Source organism: Tolypothrix sp. PCC 7712 (assembly GCF_025860405.1).
In the GTDB taxonomy this organism is placed as follows: Bacteria; Cyanobacteriota; Cyanobacteriia; order Cyanobacteriales; family Nostocaceae; genus Aulosira; species Aulosira diplosiphon.
In genome coordinates, this window is the sequence record NZ_CP063785.1 from 3,895,563 (window position 1) to 3,918,058 (window position 22,496).

Genomic DNA, 22,496 nt, shown 5'->3' on the forward strand with positions numbered 1-22,496 from the left:
TTTTTTCTTTCCCTTTTCCCCTTAAACGACAAGTATTGCGGTGAAACCCAGTTTAGCTTTTAAGTTTTACCTCTATTCTTAAAAATAAGCAATTTTGACAATAACTCAAGCAACAGCTGTGTAGAGGCGTAAAGCTTCGCGTCTCTACAGAGAATTGATGTGTTGCCAAGATTTTTTCAATATCAATGATGCTCAGATGACACATCACATTTTAAAAGCAACCAAAGATACAGTACATCTCGGTGGTTTTTCTCATTTACTAGCACCAGCAATCACTATTAATTCAGGTGACACGATTGAGGTAGAAACTTACAGTGGTTATTATGTGTCCGACAAAGCGCCACCTGAGTTTCTCACACCAGAATTTCTTGATATTTGCCAAAATTTAGCGCCGGAACGCAAAATTGCTGGCGGGCCGCATTTACTCACTGGGCCGATTTATGTGCGCGATGCAGAACCTGGGGATGTTTTGGAAGTAGAATTAACTGCGATCGCACCCAGTTTACCTGTAGGCTTCAACGCCATTCGTCAAGGTTGGGGCGCTTTACCCGAAATCTTTCCTCAGCCTGCTTTAAGATTTATTCCCCTCGATTTAGAAAACAAGATTGCAGAATTTCCTACAAATAGCGGCATCAAAATTCCTCTCAAACCCTTTTTTGGTATCCTTGGTGTTGCAACTCCCGAAACATCTCGAATTTCTATTCCACCAGGCTATTACGGCGGTAATATTGATAACCGGGAACTACAAGCAGATTCTCGGATATTTTTGCCAATTTTTGTTCCAGGTGCTTTATTTTCTATTGGTGATGGTCATGCTGCCCAGGGAGATGGTGAAGTTAATGTTACTGCTATTGAAACTTCGATGAACGGTAAAATTAAGCTCACTTTACGTAAAGATTTGCATTTCACAACACCAATCGCAGAAACTCTTACTGATATCATCACAATGGGTTTTGGTGAAACCTTAGATGCCGCCTTAGAATTAGCCTTGAAAAATATGATTGATTTCTTGGAGCGCTTTACAAATTTGTCGCCCGAAGAAGCGTATGTATTATGTAGTTTAGCCGTGAATTTTCGCATTACCCAAGTTGTCAACAGCCCTCAAAAAGGCGTGCATGGAATGCTACCGAAAGCAATTTTTTCTCATAAAATCAATTGGTAAATAAGTAGCATAGATATCAATACTGCTCGGTTAAGGATTTTCAACTTGGAATTTAGCTTGGGGAAAAGGTGAAAGGGGAAGGGTTAAAGTTTTTTTCTTGCCCCTTTTCCCCTTCCCCTTTTGCCCTTAACTGACAAGTATTGGTATAGATATTGTCTAATATTTGTCCAAAACCCAGAAATATCAAATGGTGAGCAGTGCCAGAAAAATTGCTTACCAATGAAAACTAACAGATTGCAATTAAAATTCAAAGACCATTGATTATGTCTAATATTCTCATTCAAATGTTGCTAATTGGTTTAGTTGCTGGCATTGCTGGCGGGATGTTTGGAATTGGTGGTGGGGCAATTATGGTACCAGCAATGGTATTACTGATAGGATTGGATCAAAAATTTGCCACAGGTACTTCCATTGCTGCACAAATTTTACCAATTGGGATTTTAGGAGCAGCAGTTTACTATCGCAATGGTCAACTAAATATTAAATATGCTGTGATTATTGCAGTCGGTTTAGTAATCGGCAATTTATTTGGGGCATTGTTTGCCAATCAGCCTTTTATTAGTAGCGAGACAATGAAGAAGTTGTATGGTATCTTTTTACTACTTTTAGGCGCTCGCTATTTATGGAATAACTGAAGAATATACCAAGTTGTTAGTTATTTTGTCTGAATTTGGGAATTGGGAATTGGGAATTGGTAATTGCAAAAAAAAATCTGACCCATGACCCATTACCGATTAATATAGGAAGCGCGATCGCATACTTGGCTAGGTAATTGCTATCATCAGTAAATCACGGTGCTAGGCTGCTTATATCGTTATCTGTAATTTAGATAACTCTTGACTGTTGATTCTTGAATGCCTGTAGGTAGACCACTAATCTGGCTGCCTTTAACTTTGGTTGAATTTCAATTACCTACAATGGATCGTCGGAATTTTCTCAAATATGTAACTTTAGCGGGGTCTAGCTTTGCCTTGACTAGCTGTATTCAAGGTAGAAGAAATTCCCAATTGCAAAGCGATGTCACCCCAACAGCCTCACCTGTAGTAGTCAACGAACCGCTAAAGGTGGGGTTTGTTTATTTAGGGCCTGTAGGCGATTTTGGCTGGACTTATGCTCACGATTTAGGTCGTAGAGAAATGGAAGCGAATCTTCAGGATAAGGTGAAAACTACTTTTATTGAAAATGTCAGTGAAGCTGATGCAGAAAGGGTAATTCGCCAGTTAGCAGTAGATGGTAGCAAATTAATTTTTACAACTTCCTTAAGCTACATGAACGCCACAATGAAAGTAGCTAAGGAATTTCCCCAAGTCATCTTTGAGCATTGTACAGGTTCTCAACTGGCTGCCAATGTCGGCACTTACTCCGGACGCTTTGAAGAACCTCGCTACTTAACCGGTATGATTGCCGGCAAAATGACCAAATCAAATATCATTGGTTTTATTGGCGCATACCCTATTCCTGAAGTCATTCGCGGGATAAATGCATTTACGCTAGGATTGCGAACCACTAATCCCCAAGCAAAAGTGAGAGTGTTATGGGTGCAAAATTGGTATCACCCTGCGAAAGAAAGGGAAACAGCCCAAGCTTTGATTAATTTAGGTGCAGATGTACTGACACAGCATACTGACTCGACTGCTGCTATGCAATTAGCCGCAGCCAAAGGTATTTATGCTTTTGGTTACAACAGTGACATGAGCAGCTTTGGTGCGAAAGCACACCTAACATCAGCAATTAATAAATGGGGAAAATTTTATATAGATACAGCCTTAGCTGTGATGAATAATACCTGGAAGCCACAACAGACTTGGAGTGGTATTGCTCAAGGTATGGTAGATATTTCCCCTATGAATCAGGCGATTCCTAGCGATGTTCAGCAATTAGTCAACGCCAAGCGCGAACAGTTTATTCAAGGTACAGCCCATCCTTTTGATGGCCCAATCAAAGACCAAAAGGGAGTTGTACGCGTACCCAAAGGTAAAGCGCTTGACGATCAACTACAAGAGAAAATGGATTGGTATGTTCAGGGAATTGAAGGGTCAATTCCTTAAGGACTCCAACTAGAAAATATACTATCGCTGTGTAGTTAGAAGAGCAAAGGGAGAAGAACCCCATCATCTTCGCTTCTATAGTTGAATCACCCAATTCTTTGGTGCATTCTTTTAACCAAAATACAGTTCAGTTAAGAAAATTAATTGATAACAAAACCAAAAAACTAGTTATACCAATTCAAATCATGTTTGCGACACATCAATATATTTTAGAGGGCACGGCAATGCGTGCCCCTACAATCTGCCACATTCTTTTTTAAAATTGTATTATACAATTCTCCAAAATATCGCTACACATAGGCAGTAGGGGGGCAGGGAGCAGGGAGCAGGGGGAGAATTATCTGTAGCCTGAATTAAGAGAAATGGTATTACTCAACCAAAAACCGAACAATAATTTTGGAGGGGGTTTGGGGGACGCAACCGTCACCCAATCGGGGGTTTGGGGGAGAATCCCCCAATTATGCTGGCTTCTTTAATAAAAGTGACAAATCAATCGCTAATGAGCTTAACCCAAGCGTCTTGTCTGTTAACCGCAGATTTACGCAAAATAATTTTGTAACACTCTGACAAGAACCTTCTCACTCTCCACCCTAGAGAGTAATACTGATTTCCCTAACTGAGCATAGTTAATGAGGTGTTAGACCCCTACTATCCAAATCAGGGTATTTACTGTATTATTAGTCAAATAAGTCAGAGTTTATATATTCTGGCAAAAATAAATGAGTGAATATAAGTAACCAAATTATTGGCTGATGCCTAAGTACCACAAGTTTTGCTCGTTACTTTGTGGTTCGATGGTACAGGCCCAAAACTAAGTAGGTAAGGCATTAGCCCTACCTATGGTAATTCATATGTTTCGGTCAATTTTTCAGTCCTAGATTTTTGTCAACTATTAACCTCATGTCTGAGGATAAGAATAAATGTTTTACAGGATTGACAGGTTTTACAAGCTTTGTCCTGTATAAATTGAACGTACTTCGCCATTACGCCGCACGATCGCTTCACCATTATTCACATCTACTAGTGTCCAACCACTGGAGCCGATGCTTTCACCAACAACAACGCGGTGGCTGACACCGTCGATTTTGAACAAAGCCGCAGATTTGTTGCCTAACTCTAGTATTCCTTCTAAAGTTTGAGTCGGAGCATAAACTTCTGGAACTGTGGCTACAACTTGGTGCTGGGATGCAGCAGATGCGGGTGCTGTAGCTGTGGGCAATTGTGGTGGTGCAACGCGGAATGATGCTACTGGTAATGTTGGTAGTAAATTTGATGATTGCTTGACGACAAGTGGTGCAGTTCGTACACCCACAGCTTTGAGATCTGGACGCACAGCAGCAGCATACATATTAACGCTCACCGGCTTGGCTGGTTTGCGAGGCGAATTTAAGGCTTTTTTCACCGGATTGAGCCGAGATGCAGCACCTACTGATGATATGGTTTTGGGAATACCTGGCAGCAGTGGTGGTGTATAGCGCATTGGGGAAGGCGCTTGATAAACGGGGATATATATGCGCTCAACAACGTTTGTTGAACGGACTGGTGCTGGTGGTGTATTATTCGCTGTCAAAGGCTGTGGTAAGACCACATTTCTGGCATCATTAGCTACTGCTACAGCTGCTGGTTTGGGATTAGCAATTCCTGGGGTGGCGTAGCTTTGATTGTTTCTGTTCTCTTGCTGATCGATGACTGATAATGCACCTAGCATATAGTCAACTAACTCAGCTTGCACATCAACTTTTTGCGGTACAGCACGGGGTGCAATCTGAAGATTGGTAGCTAAGTTGGGGACAACCGGGAAGGTGAAGGCTTTGGAGTTGAGCAAAAACAGAATCCCCGCGATCGCTACACCAACAATTGTTGTGCCGACAATCAGCAAGGTAGCAAAAGGCTTTCTGCTTTTTTTAATTTTGCGGGTAACTGCTTTGCGAGGAGCATTTTCAATTACAGTCTTTCTCACTGGGTTGTCTCTAATTTGAGACACTCCCTGGATATTTTGGTGTAGATCATCTGGTAAGACAATCTCTGGCATTCTTACTGTCTGTACAGGAATATATTGTACATTCACAGTTTGGGTAGGAAAACTACCGCTATAATCCAGAACATTGTCGATATCGGCAAATAGTTCATCCATCAAGCCATCAGCATAAACTTCAATCGTCCAAGGTTCATTGGAGATTAACTCATCTGACGCTTCCGGAATAATGAAACGGGTGCTGGCTTCTTTTAACATAGGCTTTGTGATGGTAGCTGCGAGGGCGGGGAGAAGCCGCCTCTACTGCCTGGGGATAGAGATTTTGGTTAAATATCCAACCTCCTGTCTATATTAGACAGGCTGATTGCTTGCTGGTATTAAATTCAACTGACAATCTAGAGACTGCTGATGATGCCAGTTCTTAATTCATGTCATCTATCATACCAATCTCTTCCCTACTACTATACTCAAGCTTCATGAAGTTTTTTTGAAACCAATGCTGGAAACTCTGACTGGCTCTTTGTTTTGCGTAATTCTAGATATATTAATAAAGCATTAATATCTGCTGGGTTCACGCCCCCAATCCGTGCCGCTTGACCGATGGTGAGCGGTTTTACTTTACTTAACTTTTCCCGCGCTTCTTTAGACAATGTATCAATTGTTGAATAATCTAAATCAGCAGGCAGTTGGCGGTGTGCTTGACGGGCAATTTGGTCAATCTGATTTTGTTGTCGCGCTAGGTAGCCAGCATATTTAATGTCAATTTCTGCCCCTTCTTTCTCAAATTGGTTGAGTTCCGTGTTACCTAGTCCATATTGTTCGAGCTTGACGTAATGGAATCCCGGACGGCGGAGTAAGTCAGCGAGGGTGATTGAACCTTTAATTGCTTGTTGGGTATCAGCTGCGATCGCTTTGCCAATTTCATCATGTTCTTTGACGCGGGTGGCGTGTAGCCGTTCTTTTTCGGCAATGATTTGGGCTTGTTTGCGGGTAAACATATCCCAACGGCGATCGTCTATTAAGCCAATTTCTCTACCCAAGGGTGTTAATCGCTGGTCGGCGTTATCAGAGCGTAGTATTAAACGGTACTCTGAACGACTAGTGAGCATACGGTAAGGTTCACGTAAATCTTTGGTACAAAGGTCATCTACTAAAGTTCCTATGTAACTTTGCTCACGGGGGAAGACAATCATTTCGCGATCGCGTGCAAATCTGGCGGCGTTTACACCTGCGACAAAGCCTTGGGCTGCGGCTTCTTCATAACCGGTGGTACCGTTAATCTGTCCTGCACAAAAGAGTCCCTCAATTTTCTTGGTCATTAGTGTGGGATAACACTGCGTTGCAGGTAAATAGTCATATTCCACCGCATAAGCCGGACGCAGCATCGCACAGTTTTCTAAACCGGGGAGACTCCGCAGCATTTGGATTTGCAGATTTTCTGGTAACCCTGTGGAAAACCCCTGAATATATAGTTCGGGAATGTCTCTACCTTCGGGTTCAATAAATATTTGATGGCTTTCCTTATCAGCAAAGCGCACGATTTTATCTTCAATACTGGGACAATAGCGGGGCCCCTTCGCTTCTACCCAACCACCATAAACAGGGGAGAGGTGCAAATTCTCTTGAATTAAGCGATGAGTTTCTGGTGTGGTGCGGGTAATATAACAAGGCATTTGTTCCCGTTCTACCCAAACTTCCGGGTCAAAGCTAAACCAGCGCACCTCTTCATCCCCAGGCTGGAGAGTCATTTTACTGTAGTCTACCGATCGCTTATCTACCCTTGCTGGCGTACCAGTCTTGAGTCTGCCAGTTTCAAATCCTAGTTTATTTAAAGTTTGTGTTAAGCCCTCAGCCGCAAATTCCCCAGCACGTCCCGCCGCCATCGATTTGTTACCCACCCAAATCCGACCACCTAAGAAAGTACCAGTAGTCAATATCACAGCTTTACATTGGAACGCCACACCGAAGTAAGTTTCAACGCCAACCACTTCATCATTAGCGCCTAACACCAAGTCTGTAGCCATCCCCTCACGGATGATTAAGTTCTCTTGATTCTCGACAATTGCTTTCATCACGGCTGCGTATTCTCGCTTATCCGTCTGCGCGCGTAAAGCCCACACAGCCGGGCCGCGTGAAGAATTGAGAATCCGCTTTTGCAAATAGGTGCGATCGGCCATTTTGCCAATTTCTCCACCCAAAGCATCAACTTCATGGGTTAATTGAGATTTAGCTGGGCCGCCTACTGCGGGATTACATGGTTGCCAAGCAATTTTATCTAAATTCAGCGTCAACAGCAGAGTGCGACAACCGAGGCGGGCAGTAGCAAGGGCTGCTTCACAACCGGCGTGACCTGCACCGACGACAATAACATCAAAAGCGTCTTGAAATTCAATGGAATTGTGCATGGTCATACTTACAAGGTCAACAAACTGAGAGTTATGTTCAATTTTAACTGATACCGTAATTTCATGGATGTCCTACTAGTAGTAAATTGTTATGAGAATAACTATATTTTCTCAATCAATAAAATTTGCTTGAGCTAATTTTAATGTCTATCAAATCTATCGTATTGTGTAATGTTGTAATAGCTTATGCTTGATTTAAGTTAAAATAAACGAGAAAAATTAATTTTAGTTTCATCGCTGCATCAATTATCAATATGAAAATTAATCAGATCGCTTATTATGATCGTGAGCTTGAGTGGCAATTTGAACCTATTTATTTTTCTGATTTAACCCTTCTGGTAGGTATATCTGGTGTTGGCAAGACTCAAATACTGAAATCAATTGTTTTTCTACAAAATATAGCACAAGGTGCTTCCTTCAATGGAATTAAATGGAATGTTGAGTTTACTACTAAAGATTCTATTGGTTATTCTTGGAGTGGTGAATTTGAAACAAAGAAAGTTGCTAGAATTATGATTAAAGGTGAAGAAAACAATAAAGATAAATTTAGAATTATTAACGAAGTTTTAAAGAAGGATGATCAGATAATTGTAGAAAGAGATTCTAAAAACATTAAATTTAAAGATAAAATTTTACCTAAGCTATCGCCATTTCAAAGTATAGTAGATATCTTAAGTGAAGAAGAAGACATTGCACCTGTTAAGAATGAGTTTGATAAAATAATATATAGTGATCAGTCAAGTTCTGTTGATGGAGTTCATTTTATTAAATATGTTCCTATAGCTAAAAAATATGCAAATCTCTCTTTAGATAAGATTCAAGAAAGTGATTTACCAATTCAGATTAAATTGGCATTAGTTTATAATAACTATCCTGAAGTTTTTAATCAAATAAAACAGAAGTTTATAGACATTTTCGTTCAAGTTGAAGATATAAAATTAGAGCCTGATGAATATGAGGAATTACCTGCACTTTTAACAGAATATCCTTTTGTTAAAATTAAAGAAAAAGAAGTTAAAAATTGGATTAATCAAAACCAAATTTCTTCAGGTATGTTCAGAACATTGATGCATATTAGCGAACTATATTTATCTGCTGAAGGCACAGTTATCTTAATTGATGAATTTGAAAATAGTTTAGGAGTTAATTGTATTGATATTGTCACAGAACTTTTATTAGAAAATAAGAAATTACAATTTATTATCACCAGTCATCATCCTTATATAATTAATAAAATTGGCATGGAACACTGGAAAATCGTAACTCGTAGAGGCGGTATTGTAAAAGCAAGAGACGCTAAAGACTTCAATCTTGGTAAATCTAGACATCAGGCATTTATGCAACTGATTAATCTTGATGATTATAAGGAAGGAATAGCCGTCAGATGAATCTTTACTTTCTTGTTGAGGGGAAAAGAACAGAAAGAAAAGTTTATCCTGCTTGGCTAGCTTATCTTTTACCAGAACTCAAACAAGTTAAAAATTACGATGAAGTTGAGAAAAACAATTACTATTTATTTAGTGCAGAAGGTTATCCTTCAATAATTTATGAGCATTTACCTAATGCGATCGCAGATGTTCAAGACCAGGGAAATTATAACTATCTTGTAGTATGTTTAGATGCAGATGAAAATACAGTTGGGGAGATACAAAATGAAATTTATGAGTTTATCTCATCTGAGAAAATTAAACTGGGAAATATTGAGCTTGTAATAATAGTCCAAAATAGATGTTTTGAAACATGGTTTCTTGGAAACCGAAACATTTACTCGAGACAGCCGCAAGATAGACCTTTACTAGATTTTGTTCGGTATTATGATGTCTCTGTTAACTGTCCAGAGTTAATGGATAAATATCCAGATTTTAATACTCATGCTCAGTTCCATGCAGCTTATTTAAAAGAATTATTTAAGGCAAAAAATATTAATTACTCTAAGAAAAACCCAGGAGATGTGTTAAAACCATACTATATCGAGCAATTATTAAAGAGAATTAAGGATCAAAACCAACATCTGCCAAGTTTTCAAACATTTATAGAGTTTTGCAATACTATTAGATTAAAGATATCCAATTAACCTATTAATGCAACCACTATTACGAAAATCAGCCTTATATATAATTACTTTCGCTTTGACTTTTATTTTAGCCGCCAGTAATGGAATTGTGCATCACCAAACAGTGATTAATACTGCACAGTTTAACAGTTGCTTAACTAGTATTTCCACACCATGTATTACACCAGACCCCACAACCTCAGAAACTCCCATTACGCCATTTACGCCTGATCCTCAACTAAACGAGCAACAGCGTTTTTTAACTACAATTGCCATTAAATTACCGACAATTCCCCAACCTGGAACTTTTGAATATATATTGCTGCGTAAATATGGTGCGCCATTTATTAATCAAAAAGCAGAAACCAAATTACCGCCAAAGGTTCTATTTGCCAATGAGCAAGAAACCAAAGAATTTCAATCTACTTTAGAAATGGTGAAAGTTAATGGTACTAAGGATTGTTATTTACAGCAATCAGCCGGATTAGCTTTTAATAAAGCACGAACGTTACAAAATATTCCCCTCAAATCAGGTTATGGTAGCGGTGATTGTACTCGCACTTTTACCACCAATTTAAGATTTTGGAACAAATATGCTAACAGTAGAATTTTAGATAAAGTCCGCCAAGGTAAAGAAACCGCTATCTTGGGAGTAGTTGCACCGCCAGGATCATCACAACATCTGTGGGGATTAGCTATAGATTTACGTGTTTCTCATCCCAAGCAAAGACAAGCTTTAAATCAAAATGGCTGGTTCCAAACCGTAGAAAATGATATTCCTCATTGGACTTATTTAGGTTTAACTGAAGCTGAATTACCTGTGTTTGGATTTAAAAAACAAGTCGTGAGGGGAATTACCTATTGGATTACGCCGATTTAAGTAATAAAAATCCAGAGTGAAGCGTCAAGAATTAAGGTCAATACTATCAGGCAACTACGCAGCAATTACAATCATCTCACTTCTACATAACGTAATTCAGCATTTTGATTTACTTCATCCATAGTTTCTAGATAGGCTTTAATTGCATGTTTGATATTTTCTAAAGCCTCTTCTTCAGTTTCTCCCAAAGTCCAGCATCCTGGTAACGCAGGACACCAAATAGCATATCCTATATGAGTTTTATTTAACTTTACTTTATAACGCATATCTAAGATAACCACTTTTGCCTGACATTTTATCTCGTTAAATTAAACAAAAATTGATCATTTGATACTGCACAAATTGAAAATATAAAGTTATATAGCCAAAATTGAGAATTTGTTGACACAAATCTTAATTTAATCGGAAAAGATTGAACTGACAATTATCCATAGACCATTACTTAACAGGGCTAAAGTCTCTGTACTTGTTTCCTATTCCCTATTCCCTGTTCCCTTGCCTAAAAGTGCAGGCATTTTTCTTTTCGCGATAACATATAAGCGCGAAGCTCTATCTATGGGTAGATATGTAATGATGCCTGTACGTCAAACCTTATCCCAGCCAGACTTACAACTGTCTTACTTAGAATGGCACCAAGGTGAAATACCCTTACTACTGTTACACGGCCTAGGTGACCATGCCCTTGTGTGGTCTAGCTTAGGGGATGATCTGGCAGCAGATTATCATATAGTTGCGCCAGATATGCGCGGTCATGGCGAAAGCAGCAAGCCGGAATCTCTATTAGATTACTCTTTTGAGAGTGCGATCGCGGATTTAGAAGTACTCATGGATCATTTAGGATGGTCTAGTGCCCATGTTGTTAGTCATTCGTGGACAGGTAAGTTAGCTGCAATTTGGGCGAGACAGCATCCAGAACGTCTACGCAGCATGATTCTGGTAGATCCGATTTTCATTTGGAAAATGCCCAACTTCTTCAAGTTGACATTTCCACTTTTGTACCGTGTGTTACCTTTTCTCAAAAGTATGGGCCCCTTCGTGAGTTATGAGGAAGCTGAAAAGCAAGCGCAGCAGTTAAGCCAGTATCAAGGCTGGACTTCCTTACATCAGCAGGTTTTTCAAGCCGGAGTTGAACAAAAACCCGATGGTAGTTGGGGTAGCAAATTTACTATAGCTGCCCGCGATGGCATTTTTGAAGATGTGATGCGCGTACCTGGGTTAATAGAACCTGTTTATCTCCCAACTCTGTTTGTGCAACCACAAAAAGGTGTCAACCGTCAAGAATGGCAACTTAAACCCTACAAAACCTATCTCAAAAACTTAAGTCTCTGCCAAGTTCCTGGTAATCATTGGCCATTCTTGACAAAACCAGAAGAATTTAACCGAACTGTGGAAGCTTTCTTAAAACAGCAGCAATGAGATAAATCTTAGAATCATTGGACGGGAACTCTCAAAGTTACCTGTAATTATTAAATATGAAGGATGAAGAAAACTCTGGAAGTCATTTCTAATTTTTCTTTTTTCATCCTTTATCCTTATATTACCTACTAGCCAGTCATGAGCCTTTGTATTAATCCCGCTTGTACTCAACCTCATCAATCAGGCCCGCAGGAATATCGCTTTTGTCAAAATTGTGGTTCTCAGTTGGACTTGCTGGAACGCTATCGGGTAATGCGGCTGATATGCGATAACTCTGGCTTTAGTAAGGTTTATGAAGCATACGAAAAAGATACACCTAAAATCATTAAGGTACTACAAGCAAATCTTGGTGCTGACCCGAAGATAGTAGAATTATTTCAGCAAGAAGTAGCTGTATTGGGACAATTAAATCATCCTGGTATACCGAAGGTTGATGGCTACTTTCAATATAAAACCAGAGATGGTTTGCTGTTACATTGCTTGGTAATGGAACAAATTAACGGGATTAATTTAGAGCAATGGCTTAAACAGCATGATAATGTTCCTATATCTCAAACACAAGCTATAGCTTGGTTGAAACAGTTGCTAGAAATTTTAGTGGTATTACATGGTAAACAATACCTGCATCGAGATATTAAGCCATGTAATATTATGATTCGTAATTCTCCAGAGAACCAGACTCAGGAAGATGGCGGAGATTTATTTTTAATTGATTTTGGCACAGCTAAAGAATTAGCCAAGTCTTTAACTGGTGTAAATGCAATTATGTCATCTGGTTATAGCGCCCCAGAACAACTGCATGGTGAAGCTGTACCGCAATCAGATTTTTTTGCTTTAGGACGCACCTTTGTATTTTTATTGACGGGATACCATCCCTTAGATATGTATGATATTCAGCATAATGTTTTGCACTGGCGCAATCGTGCTAATCATATCTCAACATTACTGTTAAATTTAATTGATTGGTTGATGTCACCAGAGATAGAAAAGCGTCCCGCCAATGCCCAAGAGATTTTACAGCGTTTAGAGGAAATTGAAAAACAAATAAATGCAAATTCAACAGTAAATCTAGGGCATAACGTCCAAATTGAACAGCCATATTCACCAACTAGTAAAACTTTATTAGCTAAACCCAGACCGCATCTTTTGGCATTAATTGCTGCACTAATTGCTTCCTTGGGATTGCTGTGGGTGCTAGCTTTAATTCTAGGAAATTTAAAACTGAATTTTATTCCTAATTATGGACAAGCACCGGAACGAAAAGGGAAGGTAGATTATTTTCCTTATGAGGAAGGTAGGGATAGTAAAGGGAGAGCAGCAGAATTTAATATTGCAGTGTTATCAGTTGAATATAAGTGGTTGTTAGGCAGTAATTTTCAAATTAAATATAACGATAGTATTATTAGCCTAGAAGTTTTAAAGTTAAATTTAGAGCAAGAGGGTATACAGAGAATTATGGAAAATCCCACAGAGATAATCTCTGTAGGTACAGCTTCTTGCGAGGGTGATGTTGCCACTGAACAAAGTAGGGCTTTAGAACGTTCTAAACAAATCCAACTTTTAGCGAAAAAATTATTTAGCGGTACTGTTAAAAATTATCGCTTATTAAATTTGGGACAATTTCAGCGCAGTGATTGTCAGGTAAATCAAGATTTAACTGCATATCAAAGAAGTATTATTATTATTGGGGTAAAGCAGAAATCAGATGGTGTAATTCTGGATGAAGCTTTGAGGAATAGATTAGAGAAGAAGCCTTTTGCTGATTTTAAATTAGAAGATTATTCTTTAGGTTCGCCCCAGAAGTTTAAGACAATACCGAATAATTTATAGTAGAATGCGTTAGCAAAAAGCTAACGCATCCTCCGAATTGTTAACTGTGTTTCATTCCCCATTTATCCACAGTTCTCAACTCAATTAAGTGGAAAAGGTAATTCACAGCTAAACCTAAACTCGCAATTACGACTAACCCAGCAAATACACGATCCGTTTGCAGAAAATAACGACTATAGTTAATATGCCATCCCAAACCCCCAGCGGCTCCCCCTGTACCAAAGACTAACTCCGCCGCAATTACAGTGCGCCAGCCAAAGGCCCAAGCAGTTTTCCACCCCGTTAAAATGTGAGGTAATGCAGCCGGGAGCATAATTTCTCGCACCAATCGAAACCCTTTGAGTCCCAGGTTTTTCCCCACCATCAAGACTGTAGGATTAATGGTGCTTAATCCTGTTTCCGTATTGAGAGCGATCGGCCAAGTTGTAGCATGGGCAGTAACGACAATAATTGATAGGGGAGTGAACCCAAACCAAATGATTACTAGAGGTAAAATTGCGATCGCAGGTAAGGGGTTGAACATGGAACTCAGCACTACGAGTAAATCTTGACCAAAGCGGGAAACTTTGGCGAAAGCTGCTAAACCTGTACCCAAAATTACACCCGCTAGCATCCCAGTACATAATATTGATAAGGTACTGAGTGTTGATTGCAGTAATTTTTGACTCAACAAATCCTGTATTAATACTTGTAATACTGATAAGGGAGTGGGAATCAGTAAGGCGGGAACTTGACTAACCGATACATATACTTGCCAAAGTATAATCAGCAAGCAAAAAATTCCCACACGTCTGAAGGTGCGGTTGGTGATGAGAGAGGTATATTTTTTGGCTGTGCGAGGTGTCAATTTCATGGGGGAAGGGGAAATGGAGAAGGGGGAAGGGGTAGTGCTGAGTTGGAGAGACGCGATTAATCGCGTCTGTACAAGAGTCAAAAATTATTTATTCTCCTTGTCCCCTTCCCCATCCCCTCCTGGGGCGAATAGGAATCAGTTGTGAGTAAGCTGCGTAAATAGGTAGCAATTTCGGTAAATTGATTGCTATTAATGTCTTCTATTTGGGATGTATCTACAATTTCTTTCACGGTTCCGGGTACAGGTGTCATCACTGCAACTTGATGTCCTAGGAAGATGGCTTCTTCTATGGAATGGGTGATTAAAATCAAAGTTACCCCTGTACTGTGCCAAATATTATTGAGTTCATATTGCAGTTGAGTACGGGTTAAAGCATCGAGTGCTGCAAATGGTTCATCCATGAGCAAAACTTGGGGTTTAACAGCCAAGGCGCGCGCGATCGCCACTCGTTGTTTCATCCCACCTGAGAGTTGATGCGGATATTTATCCCTAGCTGCGGAAACTCCCACTAATTCCAGATATCTGCAAGCTTCAGCAATGGCGGTTTTACCTCTGGCTTTATTTGTCGTTTCCAACGCATAAACTACATTTTGCAATACAGTTTGCCAAGGTAAAAGCTGTTCAAAGTCTTGAAAAACAATCATTCTCTCGGGACTGGGTGTGGTGATGCGCTTACCTGCGATTAATAATTCGCCACTAGTGACAGGTACAAAACCTGCGATCGCTTTTAACAGCGTACTCTTTCCACAACCAGAGGGGCCAATAATGGCAAACTTTTCTCCTGATTTCACACTAAAGCTAACATCTTGTACAGCTGTAAATTTCTGCTTACTATCGTTGTAGCTAATATGCACATTTTCGGCTGCAATTAACGAGTCTAAATTTGCCACAAATTAATCTCCTCCAGCACCTTTAAGTGTCGGTAAAGTTAATTCATCAATTGATTTTGGCTGCTTATTTAGCATCCCGATTTCCTGCATAAATGCGGCATATTTAAGAAAAGCTTTTGGCTCTGTACCGTAGGCGACTGCTTTATTCTTCAGCCATTTTTGATATTGTGCATCTGATACCTTACCGCCATCTATCTGCGAGAGAATTTTTGCGGCTTCATCAGGCTTGTCATTTAAAAGTTTAGTAGCGTTGGCTATGGCATTATACAAAGCCTTATTAAACTCAGGGTATTGATTGTAGAATTTTTCCGTAGCAAATAAGCTAGCAACGCTAGTCTTGCCAAATATATCTGAACTTTTAATTAGCACTCTACCTCCTTGATCAACTTCCTGAAATTGAAAAGGTGGTGAGGTAAAATGAGCATCTATTTGACCGTTGAGTAGAGATTGTAATCCTAAAGGATGAGCAATTACTTGTAGGTTGTTATCTAGCGCTGTAGGATTTCCTAATTCTTGTTGTGCCAGCTTTCGCACCACCATCGCTTGTATTCTATCTAGAGATGGTAAACCAATTTTCATTCCGGGTTGGAAATCTTTGATACTTTTAATATTATTATTCTTGGTGACTAACCAAAACTCACTATGGCTCAGTGAAGTTAAGATTTTCCAGCCTACACCTTTATCCCACCCTACAAGAAAAGCGCCAATACCACTAGCGCCAACTTGTATTTGATTAGCAATAATGCCATCCCTAATAGCTGCACCATTCGATAATTCTTTCCAGGCAAACTGTGTCTTAGGGAATTGTTTTTCTAAAGTTTGCTGTTGCTTAACAATTAGGAGGTTAGCGTAATTAATTCCCGGTTGATAGGCAATGGTGACTGTTGCTGGTGTTTGTGAAGTAGTTTGATTAGCAGAGGTACAAGCTACAAATACAAACACCAATAGTGATAATCCAATTAATGAATACCACTTTTTGAATTTATTGAAGATTATCATCTGTCCTGATTTCTATAGATTTATGCAGTTTGTTCAATAATTTGTTGCTCAATTAGCTCTCGGATTTGAGATTTTTTTGGTAGATCAAGAGAAGATATTGCCTCTGCTAATGCTTCTCAGGAGATTTTTCGTTTAACAATGGCTAGCATTTTTCTCCTAATTGGCTATTTTTCTAGCATTTTGACATGATTATGCTGTCAATTTTAGACGATCGCGCTGCTAAAACCGCAGCACTTGCTTTAGGAATTCCCGTGAGGGGAACTCTGGGTGTGATTTTACTTGCTAAACGGGAAAGTAAGCTAGCAGCCGCTAGACCGATTTTTGAGCAACTAGTTCAAGTTGGTTTTAGAGTTAGTACACAAGTTGTATAGTCAGCGCTGAGACTTGTTGATGAGTAGTTAATGACAATAATGTTAAGTGCAATTACTCTTGGTGAAGCAATATTTATTTACTAGTGCAGTTGCTAAATCAGCTTTCCTGAGCAAAGTTACCTCATCCATAGAGAACATCGGTTCCTTCATAACCAACGTGATCGGGTTGTCTATCAATGAGCGCTCATCCATAGAGAACATCGGTTCCTTCATAACCAACGTGATCGGGTTGTCTATCAATGAGCGCTCATTCATACAGAACATCGGTTCCTTCACAACCAACGTGATCGGGTTGTCTATCAATGAGCGCTCATTCATACAGAACATCGGTTCCTTCACAACCAACGTGATCGGGTTGTCTATCAATGAGCGCTCATTCATACAGAACATCGGTTCCTTCACAACCAACGTGATCGGGTTGTCTATCAATGAGCGCTCATCCATACAGAACATCGGTTCCTTCATAACCAACGTGATCGGGTTGTCTATCAATGAGCGCTCATTCATACAGAACATCGGTTCCTTCACAACCAACGTGATCGGGTTGTCTATCAATGAGCGCTCATTCATACAGAACATCGGTTCCTTCACAACCAATGAGTTAACATTCAGCAAACGTAGGGTGTGTTGTCGCCAAGCGCTGCACCCCGACACCATCAACAACTCAAGGTGCGTTAGCCTACGGCGTAACACACCCTACTGGCGTGGCAAGGCTAAAATGTGGCAATATAATTTTCTTGTGGGGTGGACATCTTGTCCGCCCAGGACGGGCAAGATGCCCATCCCACAAGAGTTTGAATAATGCACTATTTTAGTCTAGACACGCCACTACATTCAATTCAGATTTTTGTTCACGTTTTGTGATATGTAGCTTTCTTAATTTTGAATTTTGAATTGGTATTAATGTATCTGTTTGCTCTACCTTTAATTTAAGTCTTAGCTTTTTTCTATTTCAATTCATCAGTCGAACTCACATTTCGTTACAGAGGATAAATTCACAATTCCCAACAGAAAATGCATACTTCTAGCGCCACTCATCAAGAACAAAAGCCAGACCTTTTCTTAGTATGCGGACTCAAAAGCTTAGGTCAACATTGTGTTGCAGTTCTTAAAGAATATAATGTCAAAGTTAGCGCTATTGATGATGTCAAGCCTGAACATTGGGAAATTCCAGAATTACCTAGCTTACTAGATAAGCTAATCATTGGAGATTGCCGTCAAGCAAGTGTTTTAGAGCAAGCAGGGATTCGCCATTGTCGCTCAATACTTTTAGTTACCAGAGACGAGCGCATCAATATAGAAGCGGCTTTTGCTGCACGGCGGCTCAATCCTCAGGTGCGGCTAATTGTACGTTCTGCTAAACAAAATTTCAACGAACTCCTGTACCAAAATTTAGGTAATTTCGTGGCTTTTGAGCCTACTCATCTCTGTGCTCACGCTTTTGCTTTAACTGCTTTAGGTTCTGAAGCTATTGGATATTTTGCTTTAGAAGGACAACTATTGCGAGTTATTGAGCATGAGGTAAAACCACAGGATAGCTGGTGTATTGGCAAACCATTATATAGACTGAATCTCACAACTCGCTGCATTTTGAGCCACATCCCTGTTTTATCTACTGCACCCAAAGAATTCTATGACTGGAACCCAGAAGCGCCAGTACAGGTAGGAGACACAATCGTTTACATTGAGGTTGCACATGAGCTAGCTTTAGCTGAGGAACTTCCTAGGATATATTACAAACAAAGATGGCAGTGGCAACAGTTTTGGCAAGGCTTAAAAGTCAAGCGTCTGTGGCAAAATATAGTGCAATTTTGGCAATCTTACTATCAAAGCCAAAATCAAATCCGGCGCATTGCAACTATCTATGCCATTACTGTATTTACACTGTTAATATTAGGTACGATTATTTACTCTATATATTATCCTCACATCAATCTCCAAGAAGCTTTCTATGCAACAGCAGTCTTACTTTTGGGAGGATATGGAGATTTATTCGGTGGTGTTAGATTTGCATCCCAATTAGAATCTGCTGAGTATCTGCCTTGGTGGTTGCGATTATTCAGCTTAGGATTAACGTTAACAGGTCAAGCTTTTGTGGGCGTATTATATGCACTACTAACTGATGCGCTTGTCACTTCCCGATTCCAGTTTTTCCATTCCGAACCGCCAATTCCAGAATGCAATCATGTAGTGATTGTAGGCTTAAATCGTCTGGGACAACGAGTAGCGGGGCTGTTGCAAGAACTTAACCAGCCGTTAGTGGGAATTAATCAGACGACTATCGAGGGAAATACTTTATCTAATATGCCTTTAATTGTAGGCAATGCTAGCGAAGCACTGACTAAAGTGAATCTTGAAGGTGCTAAAAGCATCGTCTTAGTTGAAGAAGATAACATGGAAAATCTGGAAATTGCGCTGATGGCTCATGCAATCAACCCTGTCAGTCGCTTGATTATCCGCACTCGCGATCATCTATTTAGTGACAATATAGCTCCTCTATTTCCCTATGCTCAAGTGCTGTGTGGCTCGGCTTTATCTGCTGAAGTCTTTGCTTGTGCTGCTTTTGGCGAAAACGTCCTCAGCTTCTTCCACCTGAGCGCTCAAATAGTGATGGTGACAGAATACACAATTGAACAAGGTGATACCCTCAATGGGTTGCTGTTATCGGAAATAGCTCATGGTTATGGTGTTGTACCCATTTTCTACCAGAAATCTCGCCAGCACAAATACTCATTAATGCCTTGGGATGATGTGAGGCTTGATATTGGCGATCGCTTAATTGTTTTAGCTACCAGCAATAGTTTACAGCGAATTGAATGGGGTGAAATGCTACCTCGCCTTTGGCAAGTGCAAATCGAACAAGCTGTGACTAATAATGCCATAACTCATGCTGTAGAGAAAATCACCTTGATTACAGGATGTACTGCTGCTGATGCTAGGCAATGGATGAATAATTTGCCTACAGTATTACCAACACTACTTTATAAATACCAAGCTCAACATCTGGTACGAGAGTTAAGAAAATCACAAATTATTGCTAGCGTCATTACCAAGGTATAGTAGAGACGCGATTAATCGCGTCTCTAAAAGCAGGGAAGAAAACAATATTTAATTCAGAGTAATCCCAATTCTCTAATCAAAAATTGGCTTTGTTAATGTTGAATTGATACTATGCTGTTGTAATTGCTGGAATGGCTAAAGGTGAACTGTCAAACTCTGTTAACAACTCCGCTGGATCATTGTAAATAGCGATCGCATTTTCTAATTGACTATCATCAAAGCCACCGCAACGCAGCGCAATCACATCAACACCAGCTTGATTTGCCGACTCAATATCATAAGCAGTATCACCCAGCATTACTACCTGGGATGCTGGAATGTTCAGCCTATCCAAAGCAGCTTGCACAATATCTGGAGATGGTTTAGAAGATTCAGCATCATTAGATGTGGTGGCTTCATCTTGACTGAGTAAGTCCTTTGAAGGCAAATTATCATCAGATAATCGTTGGGTAGTTCTAGCATCTTTAATACCCTCTTCCATTCAAAGGTGTCTGAGGAGGCTTGAACTCCCTAATGACTGGTTCCACAAACCAGCGCCGCGACCGCTTTGGCTTCAGACACCACAGTGGAATCAAGGGGAGTTGTAGACGCGAAGCGGCTTCCCGAAGGGTACCCCTAACCTTCCGCTTGCAAGGCGGATGCTCTAGCCAGTTGAGCTATGACCCCATACAGCAGGAGTGGTAGGACTTGAACCTACATCGGTCGATTTAGAAGATCGATGCCCATCCATTAGGCGACACTCCCATCAATTGGTAGCCCTGACAGGACTTGTAGACGCGGAGCGGCTTCCCGCAGGGTACCTGTGACTTCCTCTTGGTAAGAGAGGCACTCTCCCACTGAGTTACAGGGCTACGAGAGCGGAAGACGAGATTTGAACTCGTATCTGAAGCTTGGCATACTCCAGTGTTACCCTTACACCACATCCGCATTATTGAAGCGATCGACGAGAATCGAACTCGTACCGTGAGTTTGGAAGACTCTGATGCTGCCTTTACACCACGATCGCATTCTGAAGCTGGTGACAGGAGTTGAACTTGCAACCTACTGATTACAAATCAGTTGCTCTGCCAGATTGAGCTACACCAGCATTTATAGATCTGAAAGTAGAATTTTGGGCGACTACCCGCTCTATCTCAGCCATACCCCTGACTGGATTTGAACCAGCATCTTCCAAATTTTAAGTTTGGCACCTCTTCCAATTGGGTTACAGGGGCAGAATTTGGTGGGTCGCCCAGGGGTTGAACCTAGATAAGTCTACTTAAAAGGTAGCTGCATATCCGCTCTGCCAACGACCCAATTTGGTACTCCCGACAGGATTTGTAGACGCGGAGCGGCTTCCCGCAGGGTACCTGCAACAATTCCGTCCCTCAAACGGAAGCGTTTACCAATTTCGCCACGGGAGCATCAATACCCTTGGTGGGAGTCGAACCCACAAAATCTGGTTTCTAAGACCAGCACGTTTGCCAGTTTCGTCACAAGGGCATATCGGAATGGCAGGATTTGAACCTGCAACCTTCAGCTCCCAAAGCTGCCGCGCTACCAAGTTGCGCCACATCCCGTTGGTACTCCTGACGGGAGTCGAACCCGTACAAAATAGACTGTTTTTGAGACAGCCGCCTCTTCCAATTGGGCTACAGGAGTATAATTTATCTGCTCTATCAAAGCAGAACTGGGAAGGCAGGAATCGAACCCGCGAGATCCTGAGTCAAAATCAGGTGGCTTTGCCAACGTCGCCTACTTCCCAATAATTGGTTGCCGAGGTTGGGGTCGAACCAACTTCTCTGTGATTCAGAGTCACAGCGACTTTCCAAGTCGTCCACTCGGCAATGAATGGCTGCCCCAGTAGGACTTGAACCTACAACCTCGCGGTTAACAGCCGCTTGCTCTGCCATTGAGCTATGGGGCAATGTGCCAGTCCCCCAGATCCGGATTGAACGGATGACCTCCTGTTCTTCAGACAGGCGCTACTACCAACTGAGCTACCAGGGGATAAGGCGAGAACGGAGGGACTTGAACCCCCACTCTTCGGTTTCGTAGACCGATGTGTTCATCCAGTTACACCACGTTCTCATAAGGCGGAGAGAGAGGGAGTTGAACCCACAGTAGACTTGCATCCACGACTGTTTAGCAAACAGTTTGCCCTGCCAATAGCAATCTCTCCAAAATGGGCCGGGCTGGAATTGAACCAGCAACGCAAACGCGGCGGTTTTACAGACCGTTGCCTACACCAATAGGCGAGCCGACCCATATATTTTTGAGTAATGGCTTGAGATTTCTAGGTGAAATAAAGGAATGGAGAGACCAGTTTTCCTGCTCTCTGCCATCCCAACTCAAGTCAGCAGTGCCGACGGGAATTGAACCCGCAATCTCCTGCTTGAAAGACAGGTGGCTTTACCAATTTGCCTACGGCACCAAGAGTGAGATTTCTACCACGTACAAGTTTGAAAAGCTGTTTTTAACAGCCTCCAGGTTTGGCGGAGGCTGTAGGAGTCGTAGACGCGCAGCGGCTTCCCGCAGGGTACCTACTTCGGTGCTTTAGACCGATTAACCAGTT

General features: G+C 40.9%; 18 protein-coding genes and 20 tRNA genes. 10 read left to right on the plus strand and 28 right to left on the minus strand.

What is annotated here, in order from left to right; translation table 11 throughout:
* The first annotated feature begins 196 nt into the window (after positions 1–196).
* The 3 genes from HGR01_RS16130 (at position 197) to HGR01_RS16140 (ending at position 3,210) form a co-directional block, all read left to right on the plus strand.
* A complete protein-coding gene (locus tag HGR01_RS16130) occupies positions 197–1,162 on the plus strand; it encodes an acetamidase/formamidase family protein (protein ID WP_045870980.1) in 966 nt (321 codons plus the stop codon).
* 263 nt (positions 1,163–1,425) lie between these two features.
* Positions 1,426–1,797, plus strand: coding sequence for a sulfite exporter TauE/SafE family protein (locus tag HGR01_RS16135; RefSeq protein ID WP_045870843.1), 372 nt, complete (start codon positions 1,426–1,428; stop codon positions 1,795–1,797).
* 282 nt (positions 1,798–2,079) lie between these two features.
* Positions 2,080–3,210 (plus strand): BMP family ABC transporter substrate-binding protein, encoded by a 1,131-nt coding sequence (locus HGR01_RS16140; RefSeq protein WP_045870981.1) that lies wholly within the window; start codon positions 2,080–2,082, stop codon positions 3,208–3,210.
* A gap of 943 nt (positions 3,211–4,153) precedes the next feature.
* Here the strand turns inward: HGR01_RS16140 and HGR01_RS16145 are convergent.
* The gene (locus HGR01_RS16145; RefSeq protein WP_045870844.1) at positions 4,154–5,443 is read right to left on the minus strand and encodes a hypothetical protein; all 1,290 of its coding nucleotides are present in this window, start codon (positions 5,441–5,443) and stop codon (positions 4,154–4,156) included.
* Between the two features lie 209 nt (positions 5,444–5,652).
* Complete coding sequence (mnmG, locus tag HGR01_RS16150; RefSeq protein ID WP_045870845.1) at positions 5,653–7,596, minus strand: tRNA uridine-5-carboxymethylaminomethyl(34) synthesis enzyme MnmG; 1,944 nt, start codon at positions 7,594–7,596, stop codon at positions 5,653–5,655.
* 248 nt (positions 7,597–7,844) lie between these two features.
* Here mnmG and HGR01_RS16155 point away from each other — a divergent pair, with 248 nt between their 5' ends.
* The 3 genes from HGR01_RS16155 to HGR01_RS16165 are packed head-to-tail and all read left to right on the plus strand — an operon-like array spanning position 7,845 to position 10,523.
* Positions 7,845–8,978 (plus strand): AAA family ATPase, encoded by a 1,134-nt coding sequence (locus HGR01_RS16155; RefSeq protein ID WP_045870846.1) that lies wholly within the window; start codon positions 7,845–7,847, stop codon positions 8,976–8,978.
* Positions 8,975–9,664 (plus strand): hypothetical protein, encoded by a 690-nt coding sequence (locus HGR01_RS16160; RefSeq protein ID WP_045870847.1) that lies wholly within the window; start codon positions 8,975–8,977, stop codon positions 9,662–9,664. The genes HGR01_RS16155 and HGR01_RS16160 overlap by 4 nt, the downstream gene beginning before the upstream one ends.
* Before the next feature lie 7 nt (positions 9,665–9,671).
* Positions 9,672–10,523, plus strand: a complete 852-nt coding sequence (locus HGR01_RS16165) for a D-alanyl-D-alanine carboxypeptidase family protein (RefSeq protein ID WP_045870848.1) — start codon at positions 9,672–9,674, stop codon at positions 10,521–10,523.
* A gap of 71 nt (positions 10,524–10,594) precedes the next feature.
* On the opposite strand, the gene HGR01_RS16170 is transcribed toward HGR01_RS16165, so the two are convergent.
* On the minus strand, positions 10,595–10,789 hold the full coding sequence (locus HGR01_RS16170; RefSeq protein ID WP_045870849.1) for a type II toxin-antitoxin system HicB family antitoxin: 195 nt from the start codon (positions 10,787–10,789) through the stop codon (positions 10,595–10,597).
* A gap of 307 nt (positions 10,790–11,096) precedes the next feature.
* Between HGR01_RS16170 and HGR01_RS16175 the strand changes: the two genes are divergently transcribed.
* Positions 11,097–11,939, plus strand: a complete 843-nt coding sequence (locus HGR01_RS16175) for an alpha/beta fold hydrolase (RefSeq protein ID WP_045870982.1) — start codon at positions 11,097–11,099, stop codon at positions 11,937–11,939.
* A gap of 138 nt (positions 11,940–12,077) precedes the next feature.
* Complete coding sequence (locus HGR01_RS16180; protein ID WP_045870850.1) at positions 12,078–13,769, plus strand: serine/threonine-protein kinase; 1,692 nt, start codon at positions 12,078–12,080, stop codon at positions 13,767–13,769.
* Positions 13,770–13,809: 40 nt separating this feature from the next.
* On the opposite strand, the gene HGR01_RS16185 is transcribed toward HGR01_RS16180, so the two are convergent.
* From HGR01_RS16185 to HGR01_RS16195, 3 genes are all read right to left on the minus strand, one after another.
* Positions 13,810–14,622 carry an ABC transporter permease gene (locus tag HGR01_RS16185; protein WP_045870851.1) on the minus strand — a complete coding sequence of 271 codons (813 nt, stop codon included), beginning with the start codon at positions 14,620–14,622 and terminating at the stop codon, positions 13,810–13,812.
* A gap of 77 nt (positions 14,623–14,699) precedes the next feature.
* Positions 14,700–15,512, minus strand: a complete 813-nt coding sequence (locus tag HGR01_RS16190) for an ABC transporter ATP-binding protein (RefSeq protein ID WP_045870852.1) — start codon at positions 15,510–15,512, stop codon at positions 14,700–14,702.
* 3 nt (positions 15,513–15,515) lie between these two features.
* On the minus strand, positions 15,516–16,454 hold the full coding sequence (locus HGR01_RS16195; RefSeq protein ID WP_235623054.1) for an ABC transporter substrate-binding protein: 939 nt from the start codon (positions 16,452–16,454) through the stop codon (positions 15,516–15,518).
* A gap of 248 nt (positions 16,455–16,702) precedes the next feature.
* Here HGR01_RS16195 and HGR01_RS16200 point away from each other — a divergent pair, with 248 nt between their 5' ends.
* Positions 16,703–16,882 carry a DUF3368 domain-containing protein gene (locus tag HGR01_RS16200; RefSeq protein WP_228045585.1) on the plus strand — a complete coding sequence of 60 codons (180 nt, stop codon included), beginning with the start codon at positions 16,703–16,705 and terminating at the stop codon, positions 16,880–16,882.
* A gap of 42 nt (positions 16,883–16,924) precedes the next feature.
* Here the strand turns inward: HGR01_RS16200 and HGR01_RS16205 are convergent, their stop codons facing one another.
* Entirely contained in the window at positions 16,925–17,452 is a 528-nt protein-coding gene (locus HGR01_RS16205) for a hypothetical protein (protein WP_263420024.1), read from the minus strand.
* Positions 17,453–17,896: 444 nt separating this feature from the next.
* On the opposite strand from HGR01_RS16205, the gene HGR01_RS16210 reads away from it, so the two are divergent.
* Complete coding sequence (locus tag HGR01_RS16210) at positions 17,897–19,942, plus strand: potassium channel family protein (protein ID WP_045870855.1); 2,046 nt, start codon at positions 17,897–17,899, stop codon at positions 19,940–19,942.
* Positions 19,943–20,051: 109 nt separating this feature from the next.
* Here HGR01_RS16210 and HGR01_RS16215 read toward each other — a convergent pair whose 3' ends face one another.
* The 21 genes from HGR01_RS16215 to HGR01_RS16315 all read right to left on the minus strand — a co-directional run bounded on the left by HGR01_RS16215 (position 20,052) and on the right by HGR01_RS16315 (position 22,355).
* The gene (locus HGR01_RS16215; RefSeq protein WP_081584023.1) at positions 20,052–20,423 is read right to left on the minus strand and encodes an HAD family hydrolase; all 372 of its coding nucleotides are present in this window, start codon (positions 20,421–20,423) and stop codon (positions 20,052–20,054) included.
* An 85-nt stretch (positions 20,424–20,508) separates the two neighbouring features.
* Positions 20,509–20,608: transfer RNA gene (locus HGR01_RS16220), tRNA-Ala, on the minus strand.
* Between the two features lie 6 nt (positions 20,609–20,614).
* Positions 20,615–20,686, minus strand: a tRNA-Arg gene (locus HGR01_RS16225).
* 6 nt (positions 20,687–20,692) lie between these two features.
* Positions 20,693–20,793, minus strand: a tRNA-Val gene (locus tag HGR01_RS16230).
* Between the two features lie 5 nt (positions 20,794–20,798).
* Positions 20,799–20,869, minus strand: a tRNA-Gly gene (locus HGR01_RS16235).
* An 8-nt stretch (positions 20,870–20,877) separates the two neighbouring features.
* A tRNA-Gly gene (locus HGR01_RS16240) sits at positions 20,878–20,948 on the minus strand.
* A 7-nt stretch (positions 20,949–20,955) separates the two neighbouring features.
* A tRNA-Thr gene (locus HGR01_RS16245) sits at positions 20,956–21,029 on the minus strand.
* 53 nt (positions 21,030–21,082) lie between these two features.
* Positions 21,083–21,156: transfer RNA gene (locus HGR01_RS16250), tRNA-Leu, on the minus strand.
* A 6-nt stretch (positions 21,157–21,162) separates the two neighbouring features.
* Positions 21,163–21,237, minus strand: a tRNA-Lys gene (locus tag HGR01_RS16255).
* Between the two features lie 4 nt (positions 21,238–21,241).
* Positions 21,242–21,345: transfer RNA gene (locus HGR01_RS16260), tRNA-Leu, on the minus strand.
* 5 nt (positions 21,346–21,350) lie between these two features.
* Positions 21,351–21,424 (minus strand) — tRNA-Leu (locus HGR01_RS16265).
* 3 nt (positions 21,425–21,427) lie between these two features.
* Positions 21,428–21,501: transfer RNA gene (locus tag HGR01_RS16270), tRNA-Pro, on the minus strand.
* Position 21,502: 1 nt separating this feature from the next.
* Positions 21,503–21,583, minus strand: a tRNA-Leu gene (locus HGR01_RS16275).
* Positions 21,584–21,611: 28 nt separating this feature from the next.
* Positions 21,612–21,686 (minus strand) — tRNA-Gln (locus tag HGR01_RS16280).
* Positions 21,687–21,691: 5 nt separating this feature from the next.
* Positions 21,692–21,768 (minus strand) — tRNA-Gln (locus tag HGR01_RS16285).
* A gap of 5 nt (positions 21,769–21,773) precedes the next feature.
* Positions 21,774–21,848 (minus strand) — tRNA-Asn (locus HGR01_RS16290).
* A gap of 9 nt (positions 21,849–21,857) precedes the next feature.
* Positions 21,858–21,931 (minus strand) — tRNA-Phe (locus HGR01_RS16295).
* Positions 21,932–21,937: 6 nt separating this feature from the next.
* Positions 21,938–22,012: transfer RNA gene (locus tag HGR01_RS16300), tRNA-Arg, on the minus strand.
* 6 nt (positions 22,013–22,018) lie between these two features.
* Positions 22,019–22,103, minus strand: a tRNA-Ser gene (locus HGR01_RS16305).
* Between the two features lie 4 nt (positions 22,104–22,107).
* Positions 22,108–22,188 (minus strand) — tRNA-Tyr (locus HGR01_RS16310).
* Positions 22,189–22,281: 93 nt separating this feature from the next.
* Positions 22,282–22,355: transfer RNA gene (locus HGR01_RS16315), tRNA-Glu, on the minus strand.
* Between the last annotated feature and the right edge of the window lie 141 nt (positions 22,356–22,496).

Excerpts from the sequence above, each read along its gene's own strand:
- HGR01_RS16130 (WP_045870980.1), top strand. The coding sequence starts at position 197 with ATGACACATCACATTTTAAAAGCAACCAAAGATACAGTACATCTCGGT.
- HGR01_RS16135 (WP_045870843.1), top strand. The coding sequence starts at position 1,426 with ATGTCTAATATTCTCATTCAAATGTTGCTAATTGGTTTAGTTGCTGGC.
- HGR01_RS16140 (WP_045870981.1), top strand. The coding sequence starts at position 2,080 with ATGGATCGTCGGAATTTTCTCAAATATGTAACTTTAGCGGGGTCTAGC.
- HGR01_RS16145 (WP_045870844.1), bottom strand. The coding sequence starts at position 5,443 with ATGTTAAAAGAAGCCAGCACCCGTTTCATTATTCCGGAAGCGTCAGAT.
- mnmG (WP_045870845.1), bottom strand. The coding sequence starts at position 7,596 with ATGACCATGCACAATTCCATTGAATTTCAAGACGCTTTTGATGTTATT.
- HGR01_RS16155 (WP_045870846.1), top strand. The coding sequence starts at position 7,845 with ATGAAAATTAATCAGATCGCTTATTATGATCGTGAGCTTGAGTGGCAA.
- HGR01_RS16160 (WP_045870847.1), top strand. The coding sequence starts at position 8,975 with ATGAATCTTTACTTTCTTGTTGAGGGGAAAAGAACAGAAAGAAAAGTT.
- HGR01_RS16165 (WP_045870848.1), top strand. The coding sequence starts at position 9,672 with ATGCAACCACTATTACGAAAATCAGCCTTATATATAATTACTTTCGCT.
- HGR01_RS16170 (WP_045870849.1), bottom strand. The coding sequence starts at position 10,789 with ATGCGTTATAAAGTAAAGTTAAATAAAACTCATATAGGATATGCTATT.
- HGR01_RS16175 (WP_045870982.1), top strand. The coding sequence starts at position 11,097 with ATGCCTGTACGTCAAACCTTATCCCAGCCAGACTTACAACTGTCTTAC.
- HGR01_RS16180 (WP_045870850.1), top strand. The coding sequence starts at position 12,078 with ATGAGCCTTTGTATTAATCCCGCTTGTACTCAACCTCATCAATCAGGC.
- HGR01_RS16185 (WP_045870851.1), bottom strand. The coding sequence starts at position 14,622 with ATGAAATTGACACCTCGCACAGCCAAAAAATATACCTCTCTCATCACC.
- HGR01_RS16200 (WP_228045585.1), top strand. The coding sequence starts at position 16,703 with ATGCTGTCAATTTTAGACGATCGCGCTGCTAAAACCGCAGCACTTGCT.
- HGR01_RS16205 (WP_263420024.1), bottom strand. The coding sequence starts at position 17,452 with ATGAATGAGCGCTCATTGATAGACAACCCGATCACGTTGGTTGTGAAG.
- HGR01_RS16210 (WP_045870855.1), top strand. The coding sequence starts at position 17,897 with ATGCATACTTCTAGCGCCACTCATCAAGAACAAAAGCCAGACCTTTTC.
- HGR01_RS16215 (WP_081584023.1), bottom strand. The coding sequence starts at position 20,423 with ATGGAAGAGGGTATTAAAGATGCTAGAACTACCCAACGATTATCTGAT.